This window comes from Nocardia huaxiensis, assembly GCF_013744875.1.
GTDB lineage: Bacteria > Actinomycetota > Actinomycetes > Mycobacteriales > Mycobacteriaceae > Nocardia > Nocardia huaxiensis.
Map to the genome: position 1 here is coordinate 7,856,613 of NZ_CP059399.1, position 22,715 is coordinate 7,879,327.

The 22,715-nt window shown below is 67.9% G+C and carries 19 protein-coding genes and 1 pseudogene; 7 read left to right on the forward strand and 13 right to left on the reverse strand.

Annotated features, from left to right (window positions below):
* Nucleotides 1–53: 53 nt before the first annotated feature.
* The 6 genes and pseudogenes from H0264_RS36005 to H0264_RS36030 form a co-directional block, all read right to left on the reverse strand.
* Nucleotides 54–1,088 carry an alpha/beta fold hydrolase gene (locus H0264_RS36005; RefSeq protein WP_181581660.1) on the reverse strand — a complete coding sequence of 345 codons (1,035 nt, stop codon included), beginning with the start codon at nucleotides 1,086–1,088 and terminating at the stop codon, nucleotides 54–56.
* 62 nt (nucleotides 1,089–1,150) lie between these two features.
* A pseudogene (locus H0264_RS36010) lies at nucleotides 1,151–1,618 on the reverse strand (long-chain fatty acid--CoA ligase); the annotation flags it as partial.
* Nucleotides 1,618–3,786: a 3-hydroxyacyl-CoA dehydrogenase NAD-binding domain-containing protein gene (locus tag H0264_RS36015; protein ID WP_181581661.1), complete on the reverse strand. Its 2,169-nt coding sequence runs from the start codon at nucleotides 3,784–3,786 to the stop codon at nucleotides 1,618–1,620. The gene H0264_RS36015 and the pseudogene H0264_RS36010, both read right to left, overlap by 1 nt.
* A gap of 5 nt (nucleotides 3,787–3,791) precedes the next feature.
* On the reverse strand, nucleotides 3,792–5,006 hold the full coding sequence (locus H0264_RS36020; RefSeq protein ID WP_181581662.1) for an acetyl-CoA C-acetyltransferase: 1,215 nt from the start codon (nucleotides 5,004–5,006) through the stop codon (nucleotides 3,792–3,794).
* A 43-nt stretch (nucleotides 5,007–5,049) separates the two neighbouring features.
* Nucleotides 5,050–6,210 carry an acyl-CoA dehydrogenase family protein gene (locus tag H0264_RS36025; RefSeq protein ID WP_181581663.1) on the reverse strand — a complete coding sequence of 387 codons (1,161 nt, stop codon included), beginning with the start codon at nucleotides 6,208–6,210 and terminating at the stop codon, nucleotides 5,050–5,052.
* Nucleotides 6,211–6,219: 9 nt separating this feature from the next.
* A complete protein-coding gene (locus H0264_RS36030) occupies nucleotides 6,220–7,056 on the reverse strand; it encodes a CoA transferase (protein WP_181581664.1) in 837 nt (278 codons plus the stop codon).
* A 134-nt stretch (nucleotides 7,057–7,190) separates the two neighbouring features.
* On the opposite strand from H0264_RS36030, the gene H0264_RS36035 reads away from it, so the two are divergent.
* Both H0264_RS36035 and H0264_RS36040 read left to right on the forward strand, forming a co-directional pair.
* The gene (locus H0264_RS36035) at nucleotides 7,191–7,778 is read left to right on the forward strand and encodes a TetR/AcrR family transcriptional regulator (RefSeq protein WP_181581665.1); all 588 of its coding nucleotides are present in this window, start codon (nucleotides 7,191–7,193) and stop codon (nucleotides 7,776–7,778) included.
* Between the two features lie 124 nt (nucleotides 7,779–7,902).
* Nucleotides 7,903–8,748 (forward strand): 3-hydroxybutyryl-CoA dehydrogenase, encoded by an 846-nt coding sequence (locus H0264_RS36040; RefSeq protein WP_181581666.1) that lies wholly within the window; start codon nucleotides 7,903–7,905, stop codon nucleotides 8,746–8,748.
* Between the two features lie 18 nt (nucleotides 8,749–8,766).
* Here H0264_RS36040 and H0264_RS36045 read toward each other — a convergent pair whose 3' ends face one another.
* Nucleotides 8,767–9,345 (reverse strand): hypothetical protein, encoded by a 579-nt coding sequence (locus H0264_RS36045; RefSeq protein WP_181581667.1) that lies wholly within the window; start codon nucleotides 9,343–9,345, stop codon nucleotides 8,767–8,769.
* A gap of 129 nt (nucleotides 9,346–9,474) precedes the next feature.
* Here H0264_RS36045 and H0264_RS36050 point away from each other — a divergent pair, with 129 nt between their 5' ends.
* Nucleotides 9,475–10,590, forward strand: coding sequence for a serine hydrolase domain-containing protein (locus H0264_RS36050; RefSeq protein ID WP_181581668.1), 1,116 nt, complete (start codon nucleotides 9,475–9,477; stop codon nucleotides 10,588–10,590).
* A gap of 24 nt (nucleotides 10,591–10,614) precedes the next feature.
* Here H0264_RS36050 and H0264_RS36055 read toward each other — a convergent pair whose 3' ends face one another.
* The 4 genes from H0264_RS36055 to H0264_RS36070 are packed head-to-tail and all read right to left on the reverse strand — an operon-like array spanning nucleotide 10,615 to nucleotide 15,496.
* Nucleotides 10,615–11,715 carry an AraC family transcriptional regulator gene (locus tag H0264_RS36055; RefSeq protein WP_181581669.1) on the reverse strand — a complete coding sequence of 367 codons (1,101 nt, stop codon included), beginning with the start codon at nucleotides 11,713–11,715 and terminating at the stop codon, nucleotides 10,615–10,617.
* 4 nt (nucleotides 11,716–11,719) lie between these two features.
* Nucleotides 11,720–12,592, reverse strand: coding sequence for a hypothetical protein (locus H0264_RS36060; protein WP_181581670.1), 873 nt, complete (start codon nucleotides 12,590–12,592; stop codon nucleotides 11,720–11,722).
* A gap of 3 nt (nucleotides 12,593–12,595) precedes the next feature.
* Entirely contained in the window at nucleotides 12,596–13,813 is a 1,218-nt protein-coding gene (locus H0264_RS36065) for an FG-GAP repeat domain-containing protein (RefSeq protein ID WP_181581671.1), read from the reverse strand.
* Nucleotides 13,814–13,822: 9 nt separating this feature from the next.
* Nucleotides 13,823–15,496 (reverse strand): alpha/beta hydrolase family protein, encoded by a 1,674-nt coding sequence (locus H0264_RS36070; RefSeq protein ID WP_181581672.1) that lies wholly within the window; start codon nucleotides 15,494–15,496, stop codon nucleotides 13,823–13,825.
* A 268-nt stretch (nucleotides 15,497–15,764) separates the two neighbouring features.
* Here H0264_RS36070 and H0264_RS36075 point away from each other — a divergent pair, with 268 nt between their 5' ends.
* Nucleotides 15,765–17,111, forward strand: a complete 1,347-nt coding sequence (locus H0264_RS36075; RefSeq protein WP_181581673.1) for an FG-GAP repeat domain-containing protein — start codon at nucleotides 15,765–15,767, stop codon at nucleotides 17,109–17,111.
* Nucleotides 17,112–17,180: 69 nt separating this feature from the next.
* On the opposite strand, the gene H0264_RS36080 is transcribed toward H0264_RS36075, so the two are convergent.
* The gene (locus H0264_RS36080; RefSeq protein WP_181581674.1) at nucleotides 17,181–18,659 is read right to left on the reverse strand and encodes a flavin-containing monooxygenase; all 1,479 of its coding nucleotides are present in this window, start codon (nucleotides 18,657–18,659) and stop codon (nucleotides 17,181–17,183) included.
* Between the two features lie 205 nt (nucleotides 18,660–18,864).
* Between H0264_RS36080 and H0264_RS36085 the strand changes: the two genes are divergently transcribed.
* Complete coding sequence (locus H0264_RS36085; RefSeq protein ID WP_181581675.1) at nucleotides 18,865–19,026, forward strand: hypothetical protein; 162 nt, start codon at nucleotides 18,865–18,867, stop codon at nucleotides 19,024–19,026.
* Nucleotides 19,027–19,072: 46 nt separating this feature from the next.
* Here the strand turns inward: H0264_RS36085 and H0264_RS36090 are convergent, their stop codons facing one another.
* Nucleotides 19,073–20,713: a GMC oxidoreductase gene (locus tag H0264_RS36090; RefSeq protein WP_181581676.1), complete on the reverse strand. Its 1,641-nt coding sequence runs from the start codon at nucleotides 20,711–20,713 to the stop codon at nucleotides 19,073–19,075.
* 144 nt (nucleotides 20,714–20,857) lie between these two features.
* Between H0264_RS36090 and H0264_RS36095 the strand changes: the two genes are divergently transcribed.
* Nucleotides 20,858–21,325, forward strand: a complete 468-nt coding sequence (locus H0264_RS36095) for a lipocalin-like domain-containing protein (RefSeq protein WP_181581677.1) — start codon at nucleotides 20,858–20,860, stop codon at nucleotides 21,323–21,325.
* Nucleotides 21,326–21,328: 3 nt separating this feature from the next.
* The gene (locus tag H0264_RS36100) at nucleotides 21,329–22,711 is read left to right on the forward strand and encodes a D-arabinono-1,4-lactone oxidase (RefSeq protein WP_181581678.1); all 1,383 of its coding nucleotides are present in this window, start codon (nucleotides 21,329–21,331) and stop codon (nucleotides 22,709–22,711) included.
* Nucleotides 22,712–22,715: the final 4 nt, after the last annotated feature.

A 22,715-nucleotide genomic window follows, 5' to 3' on the forward strand; every position in this document is an offset into this window, starting at 1 on the left:
AGCCAGTCTCGGATCGACCGGCTCCCTCGCCGCACCGACACGCCCAGTACGGATCAGCCTGCGGCGCGCCCTGCCGAGCCCGCCTCGAGCGCGTGCTCGATCTCCGGGGTGACGACGGCCGGATCCTCCAGCGTGGTGCAGTGCCCCAGCCGTGGGAACTCCACATAGCGCGGCTCGGTTCCATTGGCGCGCAACAGTTCCACGATCCGACGGGAGGCACTCGGCGGGGTCAGCCGGTCGGAGACGCCCACGAGGACGGTGGTGGGGACCTTCATGTGCGCCAAGCCCGCCGACACGTCGAGGCCGGCCAGGACGCCGGGCGCACGGGTGCGGAAGGGATTGGGGCAGGCGGCGATCAGGGCCTCGGTGAAAGCGGTCTCCGCGCGCGGCGTCGACGCTGCCAGCACCGTGAAACGGAACAGCGGGCCCAGGAACCTGGGGTGCGGCACGGGCATACGGCCCAGCAGATAGTTGAGAAAGCGCTCCCGGCGCGCCCGATCCAGCCCGGGGAAGGGCAGGATCAGGGTGTTCGCCGAGAACCGTTCCGCCACGGTGTCGATGAGCAGCACGGCGCGGGCGTAGCGCTGCACCTGCTCGGGATGCCGTGCCGCCCAGGACATCATGGCGATGCCGCCCAGGCTGTGCCCGGCGATCACGGCCTGCTCACCGGCCGGGACCAATGCGGCCAGCACCTCCGAGAGATCGTCTCCCAGGGCGTCCACGCTGAACTCGCGCGCCCCGTGCGTGCTGCGCCCGAACCCGCGCTGGTCGTACACCATCACGCGGTAGCGATCGGCGAGCTGGTTGATCTGCGGATTCCAGTACTCGATCCGGCACGCGTAACCGTGGATCAGCACGATGCGCGGTGCGCTGCGCGGCCCGTACTCGCGGACATGGATGCGCGCGCCGTCTGCCGTCTCGACGGTGGTGACATCGACCGGCAGCGCCGGATTGCGCAGCAGTCCGGGCGCGGTCGCACCGTGCGCGAAGACGTCCGCGTCACCCGCGATCGGCGGAAACCAGGTCCGGACGATCCGGGCCGGTCGGCCGTCGACGCCGAACTGCGCTCCCAGGCGAGTCCACATCATGGGCAATACGCTCCTTTGCGTATCTCGTCGGCCGCGCATCTCCTCGACGCAGCGGGTGGTGGCTACCGGTACATCTCGTCGATGCTGTCGGCGTATCCGGCGGCGATCGGCTTGCGCTTCAATTTCGTTGTGGGGGTGAGGTAGTCACCGCCCGGCTCCCACACCTCGCCGACCACGGTGAACTTCTTGATCTGCTCGACCCGGGACAGCGTGGCGTTCGCGGCGTCGACGCCCTCCTGGATCGCCGACCGCACAATGGGGTTCGAAGCCAGTTCGGCAATGGATACCGGTAGCCCGTGCCGCTCGGCGAAGGCGGCGGCCGCTTCGGCGTCGAGGCTGCCGATATCCCCGGTGTGCAGCCAGCCGTCGGAATCGATGGCCTCGGCGGTCTTCCCGGGATCCTTGCGATACCCGCGCATGATCATCGGGCCGCGGGCGAGCACCTCGCCGTCGTCGCCGAGCTTGATCTCCGCACCGGGCACCGGCGTGCCCACGGTGCCGAGGCGGTAGCGGCCGGGACGGTTGACGGTCAGCCGCGCAGGCTCGCGGGCGCGCGGAAGCGGGCGCCGTAGCGCTCGGCCAGTTCTTCGGCGCGGGCCAGGAAGGCCGCGTGGCCGCCCGGGTAGCCGGTGACGAACTGCCGGACGCCGCCGGTCCAGGCCGGGAAGCCGATGCCGAAGATGGAGCCGATATTGGCGTCCGCGTCGGAGGCGATGACGCCCTCGTCGAAGCACTTCTGGGTTTCCAGCACCTGGATGAACAGGAGCCGGTCCTGGAGCTCCTGGAACGGGACCGTCAGCTCGCGAGTGGTTTCGTACTCCGTGCGCAGGGTGTCCCAGAGCCGGGTGCGCTTGCCGTCGGCGTAGTCGTAGAAGCCCGCGCCGGCGAGCTTGCCGGTGCGTTCGAAGCGGTCCATGAGGGTCCGGATCACGTCGCGCGCAACGGGAATGGACTCCGCGAGGGCGACGCCCTCGGCCTCGGCGGCCGCGATGGTCTCGTCCATGATCTTGCGGATGGTGCCGAAGGAGAGCTCGTCGGCGACCTGCAGCGGCGCGGCGGGGTACCCGGCCTGGAAACCCGCCTGCTCGATGGTGGCCGGATCGATGCCCTCGGCGAGCATGTTCATGGCCTCCAGCAGCCAGCTGGAGAACACCCGGGTGGTGTAGAAGCCGCGACCGTCATTGACGACGATCGGGTACTTCTTGATCGCCAGGGCGTAGTCGATGACCCGGGCCAGGGTTTCGTCGGAAGTCTTTTCGCCCCTGATGATCTCGATGGGCTGCATGGCTTCCACCGGGGAGAAGAAGTGGATGCCGATGAAGTCCTCCGGCTTGTTCACGCCCTCGGCGAGCCCGGTGATGGGCAGCGAGGAGGTGTTGGAGCCGAGCACCGCGCCGGGTTCGACAATGTCCTGAATCTCTTGGAACACCGTGTTCTTCAGCTCGGTGTTCTCGAAAACGGCCTCGATGACGAAGTCCACGCCCGCGAAGTCGGCCGCGTCCGCGGTCGGGTGGATGCGGTCGAGCAGCGCCTTGGACTTCTCCTCGGTGGTGCGGCCCTTGGCCAGGGCCTTGGCCTCGAGGTTCTCCGAGTACGCCTTGCCCCGCTGTGCGCCCTCCAGCGAAATGTCTTTGAGCACAACGTCTATGCCCGCCTTGGCGGTGACATAGGCGATGCCCGCGCCCATCATGCCCGCGCCGAGAATGCCGACCTTCCCGATCGGCTTCTTCTCGATGCCCTCCGGCCGGGCCGCGCCGCCTTCGACCTGCTGGAGGTCGAAGAAGAACGCCTGGATCATGTTTCGCGCCACCTGGCTCTTGACCAGGGACACGAAGTAGCGCGATTCGATCAGCTGCGCGGTCTCGAAATCGACCTGTGCGCCCTCGAGCGCGGCGGCCATGATGGCGCGCGGCGCGGGCATGTGGTCATTGCCCTCGAGCTGCTTGTGCAGATTCGCCGGGAAGGCGGGCAGGTTGGCGGCGAAGGCCGGGGTGGACGGGGAGCCGCCCGGAATCTTGTAGCCCTTCGCATCCCACGGCTGCACGTTCCGGTCCGGGTTGGCCTTGATCCACGCCTTCGCGGCGGGCACCAATTCCTCTACGCTGCCGACGATTTCATCGATGACGCCGACCTTCAGCGCCTTGGCCGGGTTCATCCGCGCACCGGTGAGCAGGACCTGCATGAGCGCGCCCTGAATACCGAGCAGGCGCACGGTGCGAGCGACACCGCCCGCGCCCGGCAGCACGCCCAGCAGCACTTCGGGCAGGCCGATCTGATTGCCGCGCACGTCCGCCGCGATTCGGTGATGCGTGGCCAGGGCCAGCTCGAGGCCGCCGCCGAGCGCCGCGCCATTGATGGCCGCGACGACCGGCTTGCCGATGGTCTCCAGGCGACGGAGCTGCGCCTTGAGTTCCCCGGCGATGGCGAGTATTTCGGCCGGATCGAGCGGAATCACGTGCTCCAGAAGGACATTCAGGTCCATGCCCGCGAAGAAGGTCTTCTTGGCCGAGGTGATCACCACGCCGGTGATCTCGTCCCGTTCGGCCTCGATGCGGTCCAGCGCCGCGCCCAGCGACGCCTGGAACGCCTCGGTTATGGTGTTGGCCTGCTGGTTCGGATCGTCGAGCGTGAGGGTGACGATGCCGTCCGCGTCGCGGTCCCAGCGAATGGTGTTGTCGCTCTGTGCTTTGTCCGACACGGTTCTCAGACCCTCTCGATGATGGCGGCGACGCCCATGCCACCGGCGACGCACAGCGTGATCAGGCCGTAACGGCCGCCGGTGCGCTCGAGCTCGTCGAGCACGGTGCCGACCAGAATGGAGCCGGTCGCGCCCAGCGGGTGGCCCATGGCGATCGCACCGCCATTGACGTTGTATTTCTCGTCGGGAATCCCGAAGTGCGCCTGCACTTTCAGCGCGACCGCGGCGAATGCCTCGTTCATCTCGAACACGTCGATCTGATCGACGGTCAGCCCCGCCAGCGCGAGAGCCTTGTCCACGGCCGGGATCGGCCCCTCGAACATGAGCACCGGATCGGAGCCACTGGTGGCGTAGGAGACGATGCGCGCCCGGGGCACGAGGCCACTGGCCTCACCGGCCTCCCTGCTACCGATGAGGACCAGGGCCGCGCCGTCCACGATGCCCGAGCTGTTGCCGCCCGTATGCACGTGGTCGATCTTCTCGATGAAGTGATACTTCTGGGTCGCGACGGCATCGAACCCGCCGAACTCGCCGACCATGGCGAAGGCCGGCTGCAGCTTGCCCAGATCGGCGACACTGCTGTTGCGGCGAATGTGCTCGTCGTGATCGAGGATGGTGACGCCGTTGACATCCTTCACCGGCACAACGGATTTGGTGAAGTAGCCGCTGTCCCACGCCGTGGCGGCGCGCTCCTGCGAGCGCACCGCGTAGGCGTCCACATCATCCCGGGTGTACCCCTCGATCGTGGCGAGCAGGTCGCACGCGACACCCTGCGGGATGAAGTAGTTGTCGTAGGCGGTGGCGGCGTCGTAGGCCATTGCCCCACGGTCACTGCCCATTTCGACACGCGACATGGATTCCACGCCGCCCGCGATCACCAGCTCCTCGAAGCCACCGCGCACACTCGAGGCCGCCATGCCGACCGCCGACAGGCCCGACCCGCAGAACCGGTTGATCTGCACGCCCCCGACGGTGTCGGGCAGACCCGCCAGATTCACTGCGGTGCGGGCGATATCCATGCCCTGATCCCCGACGGGGGTTACGCAGCCGAGCACGATATCGGAGATGCGGTGCTCGTCCAGATCCGGAAACCGCACGCGCAGTTCGTCGATGAGCCCGACGACCAGCGAGATCGGCTTCACCCCGTGCAGCGAGCCGCTGCTCTTGCCCTTGCCGCGGGGGGTGCGGATGGCCTCGAAAATATATGCGTCAGTGGTCATTCCGACCCTCCAGCGGTCGAAGAAGCGGGGTTGGGGAGTGCGCCTAGAACGAGCGCGAGATGATTTCCTTCATGATTTCGCTGGTGCCGCCGTAGATGCGGTTCACGCGCGAGCCCACGTACATGTTCGCGATCGGGTACTCCATCATGTAGCCGTAGCCGCCGAACAGCTGCAGGCACTTGTCCACCACCTTGTCGGCGGTCTCGGCCGCGAACAGCTTGGCCATGGAGGCCGTGGCCGGATCGTTCTTCCCGTCGATGTACTGCGCAATCGCGTAGTCGACAAGGGTTTTGATGGCCAGCGCCTCGGTCTTGGCCTCGGCCAGGGTGAAGGCATTGTGCTGGAACTTGCCGATCGGGCGACCGAATGCCTCCCGCTCCTTGGAGTAGCGCATGGCCTCGAGCACGGCGGCCTCGGCCAGCGCCGAGCACAGCGACGCGATGATCAGCCGCTCCCGGGCCAGCTGTTCCATGAGCTGGTAGAAGCCCAGCCCCTCCTGCTCGCCGAGCAGATTCGCCACGGGCACACGCATATCCGAGAAGAACAGTTCCCGGGTGTCCTGCCCGTGCTGACCCATCTTCTCCAGCACCCGGCCGCGTTCGAAGCCCGGCAGATCCTTGGTCTCGGCCACGATCAGCGAGACGCCGGCCGCGCCCTTGGACGGGTCGGTCTTGGCGACGATCACCAGCAGATCGCAGTGAGTGCCGTTGGAAATGAAGGTCTTCGAGCCATTGATGACGTAGTGGTCGCCCTCGCGGATCGCAGTGGTGCGCACCGACTGCAGGTCCGATCCGGTGCCCGGCTCGGTCATGGCGATGGCCAGCACCAGCTCACCGGAGATGATGCCCGGCAGCCACTTCGCCCGCTGCTCCTCGTTGGAGTACTTGTAGATGTAGTGCGCCACGATCGGCGAGTGCACGGAGAAGCCGAACGCATTGTCGTGCGCGTAGATCAGCTCCTCCTGCACCACCGCCTGGTAGCCGAAATCGCCTGCCATACCGCCGAATTCCTCCGGCAGGTCCAGGCCCAGCAGGCCCGCCTCGCCGGCTTTGTTCCAGAATTCGCGGTCCACCATGTGCTGCTTGGACCAGCGCTCCCGGTTCGGCGGGATCTCCTTGGCGAAGAACTCGGCGGCGTGCTTGCGCAGCTCGCGGTGCTGATCGGTCTCCCAGGTGGGGCGGTAGTCGGGGAAGAGTGCGGACATCGGTGTTCTCTACTTTCCGGTGGTCGGGGCGACGACCCCGTTGATCGGGAGGTCGTGTGCGGCCGCGATGGCCTCGAGTTCGGCGATGGTCTTGTCGGCGAAGGCTTTCCGAAAGGCTTCGTGGGTGCCGTCGGCTTCGAAGACGCCGAGCGCGCCCATGAAGAAGTGCGGTTCCACCGCGCCGAGTGCGATGTGCCCGTCGGCGCATTCGTAGATGCCGTAGCCGGGGAACGCGCCGCCGAGAACGGCGTCCGGTCCCATGAGCCGGTAGCGCACGGCATCCCCGGCCCGCGCGGCGGCTTCCTCCAGCGCGACCCGATAGGGCTGTCCCACACCGGTTGTCGCGCGCGCGACCAGTGCCGCGAGCGCGGTGGACACGGCCCGCTCCGCGCCGAGCATGTCGGCGATGGGCACGGTCGGCATCTGCGGCGGAGTCAGCGTGGCATGTACGGCCTGATAGTTCAGGTCATGCCCCGGCACCTCGGGATCCTCGGCGTGCCCGACGATTTCGATGAGCGACAGCTCCGGGAACCGCTGCTGCGGCTGCGCCAGACCGAGTTTGGCGAGCGCGCTCGGCCGCATCGAGGTGATGAGCAGATCCGCGGTGGCCAGCAGCTCGTCGAGCTTGCCCCGATCACCGTCCTGCTTGATGTCGAGGGTGACCACGGTCTGCCGCGCGACCAGCTTCGCGTACCACTCCGGCGCGGCGGCCGCGAGCGGGTCACCGCTGGGCGGCTCGACCTTGGTGACGGTCGCGCCGAGTTCGGCGAGCCGGGCCGCGGCCAGCGGGCCGGGCAGATTCACGGCGAGTGAGACGACCTCGACTCCGGCGAGGGGATGCGTCATTGCTACCTCCATTCCCCAGCGAACGATACAGTTGTATTGCCAGGTTGTCGACTGTAGCAACTACTGGTGCATAAGACCCGCTCGCTACCACGCGGCCTACAATTGCCCGAATATCCGCACGAAACCGAGGGCCGATGCTGAATCCACGCGCCACCAACGACGACCTGACCGCCAAGGCGCGCATTCGCAATGCCGCCATGGATCTGTTCGCCCAGTACGGCGAATCCCGGGTCTCGCTGCGCGCGGTCGCCGCCGAGGCGAGCGTCACCCTCGGCCTGGTGCAGCACCACTTCAAGACCAAGGCCGGCCTGGTCGAGGCCGTCGATCAGCTCATCGTCGACTACTTCGACGCCGCCGTCTCCTCGGTTCCCCCCACCGGCACTCCCGGCGAGGTGGCCGCCGCTCGTGACGAAGCGGTGCGAAAGATGTTGCACGACAACCCCGCCGTGGTGAACTACGTCCGCCGCGTGGTCCTGGAGCCCGGCGAAACCCAGCTGCGCCTGCTCGAATCACTGGTCGAGCTCACCCGCCGCGAGGTCGGCTCCCTGCGCGAAGCGGGCCTGGCCTCCACCACCCGCCGCGAATCCGCGCAGATCGTCGAGGTGCTGGTCCGCCAATTCGGCGAACTGCTCCTCGCCCCCATGATCGACGCCGTCTGGGAGCGGGTGGCCGGACCCGACGACGAAGCCAAACCGCGCCTGTCGATCAACGTCGAAGGCTGACGCACTCCGAAATCCGCGCCGCGCCGCGCCGTGGCCGGCCTCACAATGTCCGCCCAGGTGAGGGTGGGTTGGCGGGATCGAGGAAGATGTCTGCCGAGACATTCGAGTGCGAGGAGAGTTGCAAGTGGAACGCATCGGCGTGATCGGCGGCGGCACCATGGGTGCCGGTATCGCCGAGGTGGCTGCCCGCGCGGGCGGATCGGTCCTGGTCCTGGAACGCGATCAGGAGTCGGCGGACGCGGCCGCGGCGCGCATCGAGAAGTCCCTCGCCCGCGCGGTGAAGTCGGGGCGGCTGGAGCAGGCCGACGCCGACGCGGCCAAGGCGCGGGTCACCGTCACCACGTCGATCGATGATTTCGCCGACCGTGAGCTGGTCATCGAGGCCGCACCGGAGATCGAGTCGCTCAAGGCCGATTTCTTCGCCAAGCTCGACGCCATCGTCTCCCCCGAGACGATCCTGGCCACCAACACCTCCTCCATTCCGGTGATCCGGCTGGCCAATGCCACCGTGAACCCGGGCCGCGTGGTGGGCGTGCACTTCTTCAACCCGGTGCCGGTGCTGCCGCTGGTCGAGATCGTGGTGACGCTGAAGACCGATCGCGCGGTTGTCGACAAGGTTACCTCCTACGCCCGCGACGTGCTGGGCAAGCGCACCATCGAGTCCAAGGATCAGGCCGGGTTCATCGTGAACGCGCTGCTGATTCCGTACCTGTGCAATGCGATTCGCATGTTCGAGACCGGTTTCGCCAGCGCCGAGGACATCGACGAAGGCATGGTCAGCGGCTGCGCGCACCCGATGGGCCCGCTGCGCCTGTGCGACACCGTCGGCCTGGACGTCACCCTCGCGGTCGCCGAATCCCTGTACGCCGAGTTCGGTGAGCCGCAGTACGCGCCGCCGGTGCTGCTGCGCCGCATGGTCGACGCCGGCTACCTGGGCCGCAAGACCGGCCGGGGTTTCTACACCTACTGACGCGCCGACGCCGCGGCGCTACGACGAGGTCCCTGGGAAGGCTTCCCGGGGACCTTCCTCCGCTGTGCGCAGAATCCGCCGGTCGGCGGCCTTATCGGCACGATCGATCTCGTTCTGCTGCCGTAGGTTTCGCTCCTCGGTCCGCATCACCGACGCCTCACTGCGATCGAGCCGCGACGCGCTCGCCGCCAGCAGTTCCCGCGCCCGCGCGATCGCCTCCCGCGCCCGCTGTTCGGTGGCCGGAACCGTGACCCCCTCGGCTCGCTCCCGCCGATCCAGCCGCTGCTCCCGCGCGTTCAGCCTCTGCTCCCGCCGGTCGGCGTCGGATTCCCGCCGATCCGCCTCCCGCTCGCGCTGGTCCGCGACGAATTCGCGCCGATCCGCGCTCCGATCTCGCGCATCGGCCGCGGCCTCCCGCCAATCAGCCATCTCATCCCGCGCATCCGCCGCGGCCCGTCGCTGCTCGAAGGCCACCTCCTGCGCATCGGCCACGGCTTCTCGCTGAATCACCGCCTGCTCTCGCTCCCCCACCTCCTCGACCCGGCGCGAATCCGCTGCCCGCGCCCGAGGATCCGGAGCGTCCGCATCCGATCGCATGCCTGCCACACTTCACCGTACGTCAGATACCCGCCACCGCGTCGGCCCTCGCACCCTCCAATCGCCATCTCGTTGACCGCAGCCGCCAACGGGCGGCGGCGGGGCAGGTGGGGATTTACAGTCCGATGCATGGAATTCGCGGAAAGTCCCGCGCGCGGGGTGGAGTTCCCGCGCGCTACACCCGAGGCGGTCGGGCTGGATCCGGTGGCGGTGCGGGATGCGGTCGCGTTCAGCGAGCGGCGGTCCACCCGGTCGATCCGGATCTACCGGTACGGGCAGCTGGTGGCGACGGGTGAGCGGGACGCTGTGCGGGCGCACGCGGTGCGGCCGGTGTGGAGCGCGTCCAAGAGCATCCTGGCCATGGTGACCGGGCGCGCGGTGACACTCGGGCTGCTCGAATTGGATGATCCGATCGGGCGGTATGTGCCCGAAGCCGATGCGCGGCATCGGGATATCACCGTGCGGAACCTGCTGAATCAGAGCTCGGGGTTGGCCTTCCGGACCATGCGGGAGCTGGCGATTCCGGCATACGACCAGGTGCGCCTGGCATTGACGGCCGAGCCGAAGCACGCGCCCGGAACGTATTTCGAGTATGCGCAGGCGCCGCTGAGTCTGCTCGGGCACGTGGTGGCGCGGGCCGCCGGGACCGATTCGGTGACGTTCGCGCAGCGCGAGCTGTTCACCCCGCTGGGTATCGGGGCGGACCGCTGGCGGGTGGTGAAAGACCGTGCGGGCCACCCCTATTGGGCCGGGCTGGTGTTCGCGACCGCACATGATCTGGCGCGGTTCGGGCACACGCTGCTGCGGGACGGGAAATGGGCCGATGAGGATTTGCTGAGCCCCGATTTCGTGCGCCAGGCCCGGACCCCGGCGCCGACCAATCCCGGCTACGGATTCCTGGTGTGGCTCAATGCATCCATCGACACCATCACCTGCCGCGCCCCCGGACGCTCGATTCTGGATCGCCCGGTCATCGCCTCGGCGCCGGCCGACACCTACCTGTTCTCCGGCATGTTCGACCAGATCGTGGCGATCATTCCGAGTCTGGACATGGTGATCGTGCGCACCGGGCAGGTGCCCAACCGGACCGCCGACATCACCGGAATGATGAGCGTGATCACCGCCGAATGGGCGCACGAGTTCTTCCGCCGCCTGTTCGCCGGGCATGCCGATCCCGCGGTGCCCGCCGACCCGGGTCCCTTCCGAGCCGACGGGCTGCGTCCGCTACTGCGTGGCAGGGGGTGACTGCCGGGTCACCCCGCCTGCCGTTCAGGCCGCGGGCGGGGCGACCGTCGCCCGGGTGGTCCGGGCCGACGGCGGTGGCGTGCTGTTGACCAGGACGCGGTATTGCTGTGGCGGACAACCCTTCCAGCGCCGGAAGGCGCGGATGAAGGCCGCGGGCTCCGCGTAGCCGAGCCGATGACTGATCTGGCCGGTGGTCAGGTCGGTGTGGTGGAGCAGCTGTTCCGCCACCGTCTCGCGCACCTCCTCGAGCAGGGCGCGGAAACAGGTGCCCTCGTCCTGGAGCCGCCGGGACATGGTGCGGGAGCTGATGTACAGCTCGGCGGCCACCGTCGCCTGCACCGACATCTGCCGGGGATCCCGCATGAGCACCTCGCGGACGGTATTGGTCATGTCGCCGCGGGAGGGCCGCCGGGCCAGCCGGCGGCGCAGCAGCATGTCCTGGCACAGCCGCTCGTAGGTGCCGCGCACCCATTCGTCGGCCTGCGGTAGCGGCAGGTCCAGGAAGCCGGCGTTGAACGCCGCCTCGGTGGCCTGGGCCTCGAAAAGCGGGTCCACACCGAAGATTTCGCGATGCCGGGTGAGATCGGACGGCGTGGGATGCCGGAAGGACACCCAGTCGGCCGGGACGCCGAGGCCGAACAGCTCCCGGCCCAGCACCTGCACCGCGGCCATGGTCCGCTCGGTGAAGAACGGCCGCACGTCCTCGGGGATGTCGGTGTCGTCCAGGCGCAGCCGCGCCTGGCCGTCGGCCTCGTACAGGCGCATGGGGCCGACGGCGAAGGCGAGCTCGAGGTAGTCCAGGGCCGTGCGCAGCGCATCCCGCAGGGTGGCGCTGCTCAACAGCGCCAAACCCCAGTTGCCGTACAGGGATACGTGCATGCGGCCGCCCGCCGCCACCCCGAGGCCCGGTTCGTCGCCGAACCGGGCCAGCAGGTTGCGCACCACCGCCAGTTCCTGGCGGGCGGTGATCTCGGTCCGGGGATCGATCACCGCCGACGGCTTCACCCCGGTGCCGGCCAGGCAGGCCGCGACCGGCATCCCCCGCTCCTGCGCCAGCTGGGTCAGCACATGGACGCTGGCCGTGCTGCGGCGCAGGTCCCAGTCGAAACGTGTTGGCGTGCTCATGATCTCAGTTGATGAATCGGAAGCAGGCGCGCTCGCCGCGATCGCCGACGGTGGCCGAGGACAGGCACACCGACTGATAGTCCTTGGCGGGCCGCTCGCTCAGGAAGCCGTAGATGTAGCCGTTGGAGCACATGTTCGCCAGCGGATACACCTCCTGCTCACCGGTTTTCGTCTCGAACACGACCGAGCCCTCGGCGCAGTTGGCGTCGATGAACGGGGCCATGTCGGCCAGCCAGCCCAGCGTGAACACCCGCCATTCGGGGTTGAGCGCCCACACCGCGCCGTCGTAGGTCACCCCCGCCGGGAACTGATTGGTGTGCTTGAAGTCGAATCCGAGCACGTTCACATTGAAATTGAACGGTGGAAGCAGTGGCGGCGCATTGGTTTTCGCGCCGTCACCGGTATCGCCCTGGTCGTTCGGGAACCGGAAACAGGTCTCGGTGCGCTGGGCGTTCGCCGGGTCGGTGCCGGGTGCGGAGACGTCGACGACCCCGCACACCTCGGCGTAGTCACCCGCCGGACGCGGGGCGGCCACCAGGTACGGGAACGGCAGACCGCACGAGGTGCCCACCGGAACCTCGTCCACCGCACCGGTTTTGGCATGGAAGACGAACTTGCCGGTGGCACAGGTGTTGTCCAGCGGTGTCGCGTCGGCGAGCACCCCGATCACCCCGGCATTGATGCCGGGCTGCAGCGTGATGATGTCCCCGTCGAACAGCGCGCCGCTGGGCACCGTGGTGAAGTGGTTGACGCTGGTGCCACCGAAGCTGGTGCCGAAGGACAGCGTGGGTTCCAGCGCCTGGGCGCTGGGAGCGGTGACGCCGACGGCGAGCGCCACGGCGCCTCCCAGCGCGGCCATGGAAATGGTTGTGCGCACTACTCAGCCTCTCTGCGCGGAACGGTTCATGAGCACGGCGACGTCCTCGGACAGGCTGCTCATGGTGAGCAGGTCCGGGTGTCCGTCGTTGTCCAGGTCGGCGACCGCCGACGCCTGCGGGCCCAGGCCGATGGTGTGCTGTTCGGCGTAAGTGAAGCCGCGCCGCCCGTCTCCCGTGAAAATCATTGCGGTGGAAGGGATGTACTGCCCGGCGGCGATATCGTTGACGCCGTCGCCGTCGAAATCGCCGATGGCCACCGTGCACGGGGCGACGGCGGGGCCGACCAGATTCGGCGGGCTGAAGTTGCCGTGCCCGTCGCCGTAGTGGATGCCCGCGCTGAAGCCGGCGATATTGGCCGTCACGAAGTCCAGATTGCCGTCGGAGTCCACATCGGCGAGCTTGAGGTCCTCGCTCGGCAGCGTGGCGAGATTCCAACGCGGAGACTGGAATCCGCCCCGCCGGTCATTGATCATGATCCAGACGCCGGAGGTGGCCAGATCATGGAACGCCAGATCCGGATACCCGTCGTTGTCGAGGTCCCCGGCGAGCACGCTGGCCTTGGAGATGCCGACCCCGTACCACTGCGCCGCGCCGAAGTGCCCCTGCCCGTCACCGCGCATGATGCCCACGCCGCCGGGCACCGGCACCACGGTGTTCACCGCGAGATCCACCGCGCCGTCCTGATCGAAGTCGGCCAGCGCCACACCGAAGGGGATGCCGCCGGTGCGGGTGGTGACATTCGGATTGAAGTCGGTCGAATAGGTCCGGTCCACCCGGAAGACCCCGCGCCCGTCATTGATCAGCACCGCCAGGCTCAGGAAGTCGCCCACCACGAGGTCCGGGCTGCCGTCGCCGTTCAGGTCGGCCGAGGCCACCGCGTTCGCGCCGATCTCGGTGTTCACGAACTGATTTCGCCGCAGCCGCCCGGTGCCGTCACCGAACAGCACGCCGACGCCGTCGACGAGTCCGGTGGCCGCCACATCGGCGAACCCGTCGCCGTTGAAGTCGCCGGTAGCCATGGTCTGCGAGCCCACACCGGGGCCGAGGCCACCCACGTTGTACTGCACCGATTCATGGAAGATGGGATTGGGCCCGCCCGACCCCGACGCGGAGCCGGAGGACAGTGGTTCGGCGCCGGCGGTCGCGGCGACGCCCAGGCCCAGGGTGAGGGCCGCGCCCGCGGCGCACAGGCGCCGCAGGCGAGTGTTGCTGTTGGACAAGGCTTTTCCTCAGTCTTGACGGGTGCAGTCGTACCAGCCGGGGCTGGAGGTCAGGTTCTGCAGGAAGATCTGCGGCCGGATGATCTGCTCGATGGTGGCGCGGTCCGGAATGGTCACGCAGTAGCTGGGCCCGTAGTGCCCCTGCGGCGCGTATTCCGTTGCGACAGCGCGGGACAGCCCGTCGCGCGGCTTGCTCAGGTTGTCGCAGGCGGTCTGGTCGGCGTCGGCGCGGCCGTAGCAGTTGAACCAGCTCATCGTGTAATGCACCGACAGCGCAGGCGATTTCGGGTTGTGCGGCACACCGAGCCAGTTGATGGAGTCACCGTGGCTGCCGGACTCGTAGGTGATGTACATCATCGGATTGGTGGAGCGCGGGTCGCGGCGTTCCATGTCGTAGAGGTCCTTGGTGCCGATCGGACCGTCGGTGGCCTGGAACAGCGGATTCGGGAAGATGATGCCGTACTGGTTCAGGCCCGGAATGTCGATGTCCGCGGTCTGCCACTGCACCGCCGCCGACGCCACGTGCTGGGTGAAGCCCGACATGAGCGAGGCCGCCGAGACCCGGGGCAGCGGACGGCCGTCGTAGCCGCGGCCCTTGTCCTGATAGTTCAGGTAGGAGGACATGCCGATCGAGCCGACCGACTGGCCCCACAGGTTGATGTGCTCGGTGTCGATGGCGTCCAGCCACGGGTTGCGCTTGTTCTCCCCCGCCGGCTCGTAGGCCGGATTGATCCGCACCAGGCGCGGATTCTGCAGGCGGATGATATTTCCGATCTCATTGTTCAGATCGGAGATCGGCAGGATGTCGTCACCGGCGACCCAGCGCGTCACGTCCTGCGCGTCCAGGCAGGAGCCGGGCGCGAAGCAGTTCTCCACCTGCAGGAACGGCGTCAGCAGGTCCAGCGCGTTGCCGTCACTGGCGGGCTGGCCGGCCTGGGCGAAGGTGAAGCTGATGTACCCGTTGCGCGCCGCGCCCTGGGCGTACATGGCCACATCGTTCTGCGATTCCGAGGCTCCCGGGAATCCGATGGTCGCCGGACGCTTCTCGGAACCGGGATTGTCGGGATCGACATCGGCCGGGAAGAAGACCTTGCCCGCCAGCGTGATACCGCGCGCATTGACGATCTGGATCTTCTTGACCGTGCCCAGCTTGAAGGCCACGCCGGAATCGCCAGGGGCACAAGAACCGTCGGCGGTCTCGTACCAGATGCTGCCGTCCGGGTTGTTGCACGGCAGCCGGAATTTCGCCGTCTCGTAGGCCGGATCGTCATAGGTGTCGTCGTGCATGGCGTCGTCGATATCGGCGACGCCGAACAGACCGTTGTTGTTCCAGTCCGGCGTGTATCCCGGGTGCGGCGGAAACCCGAGATTGAACGGCGCGATATGGGTGAGGGCATCCCAGAGTTGCTGGGCGGCGGCGAGCGCTCCGACAGCTCCGTCCGGGGTGTGCCAGGTTTCCGGCTTGCTCAAATTGACGAACGGTTCCGCGAGCCGCCCGACATTGGTGAGAATGCCCGCCTTGACCAGGTATTCGAACTGCCCGGGCGTGAGGAGGTCGGTGAACGTTCCGCTGAAGAGCTCGACGACCTGAGCGAAGACATAGGTGGGATCCGGTGCGGCCGGAGCCGGATAGGGATCCGCGTGTGCCGGGGTCAACCCGGAGGCCGTCACCGATAGCGACAAAGCCGCCCCAACGGTGAACAAAGCGCGTGTAAGACGACGTGGGCGAGGCACCCGACCCTCCTTTGGACCGAACAGCAGCATTCGAGTTAGACCGTAAGAGCGGAATGTGATCGCGGTCATGGCCGCAATCGCCAGAGGATTGATTTCCCGCGCCAGGCCGCGGTCGCGCGGAAACGCCGGTCGCCGCGCGCGCTATTGGCGACACCGGTCAAGTGCACGGCCGCCCATGCCAATGCCTCCGCGACTTTCCGGCCCTAATGTCCGCATCATGAGGTCTCATGTCTTGGTCTGTGCCGCCCTGGTCGCGGGCACGACGTTCGCCGCGGGGCAGGCGGTCGCGGCGCCATCGACCGGGTCGGGTGGCGGGGCGGGTACACAGTTCTCCGGTCCGCACTACTTCGATACCGGTACCGCGCCCTGGGTGACACGGGCGGGAGATGTCAATGGCGACGGCAGGCCGGACATCATCACCGCGAATGCCGGGTCGACCACCATCAACGGCACCACCTACGGTGGGTTGAAGGGTGTTTCGGTGCTGCTGAACACCACCGCGGACGGCGCCGCCGCACCGTCGTTCACCGCGCCGAAGCAGTTCGTCGCGGGCGTGGGCACGCTGTCGGTGGAGCTGGCCGATCTGGACGGCGACGGCGCACCGGAAATCATCACCTCGAATTTCTTCGACACCGGGACCAATGGCGTCTCGATCCTGCGCAATCTGACGCCGGCGGGATCGACCGCCGCCGCCTTCGCGGAGCCGATCAATCTGGCCACCGGCGCGTTCCCGTCGCTGGTGCGAACCCTCGACATCAATGCCGACGGCAAACTCGATCTGGTGACCGGTGATGCCGGTATTCCGTTCGGACTCGGAATCTCGGTGCTGCTCAATACGTCCCAGCCGGGCGGGCCGCTCACCTTCACGCCGCCGACGCAGTTCCTGGGCGGCAGTGTCGCCGAGGGGCTGGCCGTCGGCGACATCAACAATGACGGGCTCGAGGACGTCATCGTCGCCAACACCACCACCAGCAATGTGGCGGTGCTGGTCAACACCACCGCGCCCGGCTCGTTCACCCCGACCTTCAATGTCACCCAGGAATGGGTGGTCACCAGTACCGACGCCCAGCTGGCGGATCTGGACGGCGACGGCCGGCTCGACATGATCGTGTCCCGCACCGCGGGTGGTTTCACCGTTCGCCTCAACCGCACCGCGCCCGGTGCGCCGACCGCCGAATTCGGTGAGGACATTGTCGGCGACCTGGTGGGCGAGGTGACGCGCGCACAGGGCACGATGGGTGTGGTCACCGAAGGCGTCGCCATCGCCGACTTCGACGGCGACGGTATCGCGGATATCGCGGTGAACAACGACTTCCCGATTCCGGGCTATGGCATCAGTGTGTTCACCAACCACACGCAGCCGGGTGCGCGCACGATCAACCTGTCCGGGCCGGACGGATACAACGGCTCGTCCTGGATCATCGGCACCAATTCCATTGCCGCCGCCGATTTCAACGGTGACGGCAAACTGGACCTGGCCACCGGCAATGTGCCGAGCCTGGCCGTCGAGGACAATGTTCTCGTCCACGGCGGCATTTCGGTCCTGCTGAACACCCACCCGTAAGCCGAGAAACCAGAAACGGCCCGCGCTTTCCGGCGCGGGCCGTTTCTCGTTCTGCCGGAACGTGGATCGTCAGGCGTAGGTGTAGTCGCCGATCGGGAAACGGCCCTTCTTCAGGATCGCGCCATTGGCCCCGAACCGAACCAGGGACGGATCACCGTTCGGGTCCAGATAGTAGGTGTTGGACGTGTAGCAGCTGGGATTGATGATGATGCTGTCGCCGGTCAGTTCGGTCATGCGTTCCAGGTATCGGGCATTGGCCGCCTCGGTGACCTCGAAAACCTTTGCGCCGCGCCGTTTCAGCTGTCCGAAAAGGTGCTTCAGATGACCCATCTGTTCTTCGATGGTGTAGAAGTACGACAGGATGTTGAACGAGTAGGGATTGGCCAGGCCCAGGAAATTCGGGAAATGCGGCACGGTGACGCCCTCGTAGGCCTGGAAGCGGTTCTCCCGCCACCATTTCCCGAGATCGCGGCCGTCCCGCCCGATGATCTCGAAGGCCGGGAAGTTGGTCTCCCACAAGCTGAATCCGGTTGCCAGCACCAGGGTGTCGACGACGATCTTGTTGCCGTCGGTGGTGACGACGCCGTCGGATTCGATGCGCGCGATGGAGGTGGTCTCCAGGCGCACGTTCGGACGGTTGAACATAGCGAAGTACAGATTCGAGAACGTGGGCCGCTTGCAGCCGAATTCGTAGTGCGGCTGGAGCTTTCGGCGGACGGCCGGATCACTGACCTGCATGCGCAGGTGCGCGCGGCCGATGGCGGCGGCGGTCTTGTTGAGGAACCGGAACTGCCGGTAGTGCAGCATGCCGGCGATCAGCGTCTGCAGCATCGCGGTATTGGCCACCCGCATGACCCGCTGCGCGGCAGGCGCTTTCGCGAACAGGGTCTGCACCGCCGGCGGGATCGGAGCGTCGATCTTGGGTACCACCCAGATCGGGGTGCGCTGGTACACGGTGAGTTCGGCGGCCGTGCGGGCCAGTTCGGGTGCGAGCTGCACCGAGGTCGCGCCGGTGCCGATCACCGCGATGCGCCGGCCCGCCGGATCGTAGGAGCCGTCCCAGTCCGCGGTGTGGATCACGGTGCCCGCGAAGCTGTCCAGGCCCTCGATATCCGGATTGCGCGGCTGTGACAGGTAGCCGGTCGCGCCGATCAGATAGCGCGCCGTGATCGGTTCGCCCTCGGCGGGCGTGACGACCCAGTACCGGTGCTCGGCGTCCCAGCGCGCGCCCTGCACCGAGACTCCGAACCGCATGTGCCTGCGCAGATCGTATTTGTCCGCGATGTGCTCGGCGTAGCGCTTCAGCTCCGCCCCGGGCGCGAACAGCCGAGACCAGTTCGGATTCGGTTCGAAGGAGAACGAATACGTCACCGAGGCGATGTCCACCGCGATCCCCGGGTACCGGTTCACATGCCAGGTGCCGCCCAGATCCTGCTCGCGGTCCAGAATGAGGATGTCGTCGATGCCCTCGCGCCGCAACTGGATCGCGGCTCCCATCCCGCCGAACCCGGCGCCGACGATCACCACCTCGTGCTGCGGCATACCCATGCGAGTTCCCTCCATCATCATTGATGCAATGCGGCACTTTTCCGCACTCTCGACGGTAGAATTCACCGGTCTCCGCGGGCATTACAGAACTCGCCAGGGAATATGCCGAACCCGCCGCGGCGGTCTCCGACTCTGGCGTCCCGTCCCCTGTTCGGCCTTCGATCTACTCCAGACCGACCGCACGTCCGAGATGCTGGAGATCGCGATGGTGCTGGAGCATCTGCGCTGGGTGGGCCGCAACGCGCCGAAGGCTCTGGGCCGCAAGCCGGTTCGGACCGGGCCGCTGCCGCTCACCAGTTTTCAGCGCGGGCCCGGGCTGGACCGGTTGATCGTGCGGGCCATCCGGCTGGTGTACGGCCGCGGGTAGGTGAGTGCGCCGGAGCGGGCCGATCCCCACTCCGGCGCACCCGGATTCAGGACCGCGTCGCCGTGCCGAATCGGATGGGCTGCGCGGCAACAGCATTGGGGGCGGCGTCCACGAAACTCATGGCGCGTTCGGCCAGGGCGGCGATGGTGAGGCTGGGGTTGACGCCGATATTGGCGGGCAGCGCCGCGCCATCGGCCACGAGCAGGTTCCGGTAGCCGAAGACGCGGTGGCGGGCATCGATCACGCCGTGTTCCGGGTCGGCGGCGATGGCCGCGCCGCCGAGGATGTGCACGGTGCTGGGGATCGAGAAGATCGCTTCGGAGACAGCGGCTTTCACCACGCCGCCGGTGCGCTGGGCGATCCAGTTCGCGGCGCGGTATCCGGCCTCGACATAGGTCGGGATCGGGTTGGCCGGGTCCTGTTCGGTGGTGAGGACCGGGTAGCCGCCGGGCAGCCGGAAACGCACGCGCAGGGCCATGGCGTTGTCGTACGCCTGCATGGTGGTGAGCACGATCGAGCGGGCGGCCGAACCCTTGATGCGGTTCGCCCGGGCGAACCGCACGGGATTGCGCAGCGCGTCGAGCACGAAGCGCAGCGGGCGGGTGCGGCGATTGCCCTGTGTCACAGCCGGTGTCGTGATCAGCGACATGACGTCGCTGTGCGCGCCGTAGGTGGCGGGCTGAATGTGTGTGTCCTGGTCCGGTTCGTAGTCCGACATGACCGCCACGCCGCGCGTGAAGTCGCGGCCGTCGTCGGGGGTGCGGACCACGAGCACGGTTTCGCTATTGGTGCGCACCAGCTCGCCGGTCCGCTCCGACAGGTTGGGCAGGGAGCCGTTTCCCTTGCAGCGCAACAGCAGTCGCACCGTGCCGAGCGCGCCCGCGGCCAGCACCACGCCGCGCGCGGTCACCGTCCGCCGCTCCTGCCGGAACCAGCGGCCGGTGCGCACGGTCGTCACCGCGTAGCCGTCCGCGCCGGACGGATCGTCACCGAGCGGGCGGATATCGATCACCGTGCGTTCCGGCTGAATATCCACGCCGCGGCGTTCGGCGAACCACAGGTAGTTCTTGTCGAGGGTGTTCTTGGCGTCGTACCGGCAGCCGATCAGACAGGAGCCGCAGCGGGTGCAGCCGATCCGGTCGGGGCCGTCCCCGGCGAAGTAGGGATCGGGTGCGGTCTTGCCGGGCTCGCCCAGGAATACCGCGACATTGCTGCGAGTGTGCTTGTCCCCCAGTCCGTTCGACTCCGCGTATTCGCGCAGCAGCAGTCCGGCCGGGGTGTCGGCGTCATACGGCGTGACGCCGAGCATGTGCTCGGCGGTGCGGTAATGCGGATCGAGTTCGGTCTCCCAATCGGCCAGTTCCGCCCACTGCGGGTGGCGCAGGAAGCCCGGCTGCGCCCGGTACAGCGCATTGCCGTAGACCAGCGAACCGCCGCCGACGCCCGCGCCGGTGGCGATCAGCACATCCTTGAACAGCGTGGTCCGGACGATGCCGCGCAGGCCGAGGCGCGGGGCGAAGTAGTACCGGCGGATATCGGACGCACTCTCGGCGTAATCCCCGGCCGCGAACCGGTAGCCCGCCTCCAGGACGGCAACCCGGTGGCCCTTCTCGGCCAGTCGCAACGCGCTCACGCTGCCGCCGAAACCGGAGCCGACGACGATCCAGTCGTAGTCGAACTGATTCACAACACCATTCCTTCTCTCTGCGCCTCAGCGTCGCAGAGAGCGGGTCGTCCGCGGTTGGCCGGAAACGTCAAGGCGTTGATCCCAGCGGCCACTGTTCGCGGCACCCCTGGCGGCCGCCCGGCCTCGGCGTTTTCACTGTCGACCGTGAACGCTCATCGCCCCGCGGAACTCGTCGGCACCTGGAAACTGCTGTCCCTGCGCCAGGAACGCGCCGACGGTTCGACCGCCGAGCCGATGGGCAGCGACCCGCTCGGCTACATCACCTACACCGAGTCCGGATATGTGCAGTGCATCCTCGGCCCGGCGCAGCGCCCCAAGCTGGGTGCGCAACCCGACGAGTTCGCCGCCCGCGACGGCCTGGCCCGGGTTCTGTTCACCGTGCCCAAACTGCCGGGGCTGCTGCGTCTGGGCGTCTCCGCGCTCCAGACGGTGGTGTACGCCGGCACCTGGGAGGTCGAGGGCAACACCGTCATCCACCACGCCGAGCTGGCCGGACTGCCGGACTGGGACGGCACCGATATCGTGCGCGAGTACGAGGTGGAGTCACAGCGCCTGCGCCTGATCGCCCGCTTCCCCACCAACCGTGTCGTCGTCGACTGGCAGCGGGCCTGAACCATGGCCACACCGCGCATCTGGGGCTCGCACGCCCGCCTGACCGGGCCCGGCACCGCGATCCTGCGCCCCACCACCCAGGACGAACTCGTCACCGCGGTGCGCGCCGGCCGCCATCGCCACCTGCGCCCCATCGGTTCCGGGCACAGCTTCAACGACATCGCCTCCGCCCCCGCCGATTCGGCCGCGCTGCTGCTCGACCGGCTGAACCGCGTCCTCGCGGTGCGCCGCTACGACATCGAACGGCCCCGCCCGCCCATGCCCGCCACCGTGGGCACGGTCACCGTCGAGGCGGGCATCACCATCGACGCCCTGCTGCGAGAACTCCAGTCCCGCAACCTGACCCTGGTCAATGTGGGCGCGATCCGGGAACAGACCATCGCCGGAGCCCTCAGCACGGGCACCCACGGCGCGAGCATCCACGTGGGCTCGCTCAGTTCACTCGTGGTGTCCCTCAAGCTCTTACGCGCCGACGGCAGCGTCACGACGGTCACCCGCGACGACGCCGGCCACGCCGATCTCTTCCGCTCGGCCTGCGTGGGCCTGGGAGCTCTCGGCATCCTGCTCGAGGTGGAACTCGAAGTGGTGCAGGCCCTCACCCTGCGCCCGGTGCGCCGCATGCTCACCCTCGACGAGTTCCTCGCCGAGGGCGAAACCATCGCCCGCACCCACCCCTACGCGCGCTTCTACTACTTCCCCTACACCGATCACGTAGAGTGCGTCACCGATATCCCGACGGACGATCCGATTGCCCCGCAAGGCTTTTCCCACTCCCTGCAACGCTGGGTCCGCGGCACGCTGCTCGACCGCCACCTGGCCGGCGCGCTCTTCACCGCCGCCTCCACCGTGCGCCCGCGGCAGTCCATCCCGGCGGCCATCCGGCTGGCCGCCTCCAGCCGCGAATCCGGCACCGGCCCCGCCGACATCTCCTGGCGCTGCCTGACCCTCCCCGACCTGCCACCCCGGCACATCGAGATGGAATGGTCTGTCCCCCTGCAGGATTGGCGTGCGGCCGTGCGGGCCCTGCACACCACCATCGGCCCTCGGCCCACCCCCGCATTCTTGGCGGGCTTCGTCATCTCCCTCCGCTTCGTGGGCAGCGACGGCGACATCCCGCTGAGCAACAACTACCGCCGCGAGAGCCTCACCATCGACATCATGCAGTTCCACGCCCTCGACCCCTACCCGTACTTCGCCGCCACCACCCGAGCCATCCGCACCGCCACCACCGAGGCCCGCCCCCACTGGGGCAAGTACTTCGACCTCACCGCCGCCGACCTCGCACCCCGCTACCCCGAGTTCGAGGTCTTCGAGCAGGTCCGTGCGGCACAGGACCCCGACGACGTCTTCACCAACCCCTGGCTCACGCGCGTCCTCGGCTCCTGAAAGG

Coding starts and splice junctions, on each gene's coding strand:
- H0264_RS36080 (WP_181581674.1), bottom strand. CDS start 18,659: ATGGGTATGCCGCAGCACGAGGTGGTGATCGTCGGCGCCGGGTTCGGC.
- H0264_RS36045 (WP_181581667.1), bottom strand. CDS start 9,345: ATGCGATCGGATGCGGACGCTCCGGATCCTCGGGCGCGGGCAGCGGAT.
- H0264_RS36085 (WP_181581675.1), top strand. CDS start 18,865: ATGGTGCTGGAGCATCTGCGCTGGGTGGGCCGCAACGCGCCGAAGGCT.
- H0264_RS36075 (WP_181581673.1), top strand. CDS start 15,765: ATGAGGTCTCATGTCTTGGTCTGTGCCGCCCTGGTCGCGGGCACGACG.
- H0264_RS36050 (WP_181581668.1), top strand. CDS start 9,475: ATGGAATTCGCGGAAAGTCCCGCGCGCGGGGTGGAGTTCCCGCGCGCT.
- H0264_RS36025 (WP_181581663.1), bottom strand. CDS start 6,210: ATGTCCGCACTCTTCCCCGACTACCGCCCCACCTGGGAGACCGATCAG.
- H0264_RS36020 (WP_181581662.1), bottom strand. CDS start 5,006: ATGACCACTGACGCATATATTTTCGAGGCCATCCGCACCCCCCGCGGC.
- H0264_RS36100 (WP_181581678.1), top strand. CDS start 21,329: ATGGCCACACCGCGCATCTGGGGCTCGCACGCCCGCCTGACCGGGCCC.
- H0264_RS36030 (WP_181581664.1), bottom strand. CDS start 7,056: ATGACGCATCCCCTCGCCGGAGTCGAGGTCGTCTCACTCGCCGTGAAT.
- H0264_RS36055 (WP_181581669.1), bottom strand. CDS start 11,715: ATGAGCACGCCAACACGTTTCGACTGGGACCTGCGCCGCAGCACGGCC.
- H0264_RS36035 (WP_181581665.1), top strand. CDS start 7,191: ATGCTGAATCCACGCGCCACCAACGACGACCTGACCGCCAAGGCGCGC.
- H0264_RS36005 (WP_181581660.1), bottom strand. CDS start 1,088: ATGATGTGGACTCGCCTGGGAGCGCAGTTCGGCGTCGACGGCCGACCG.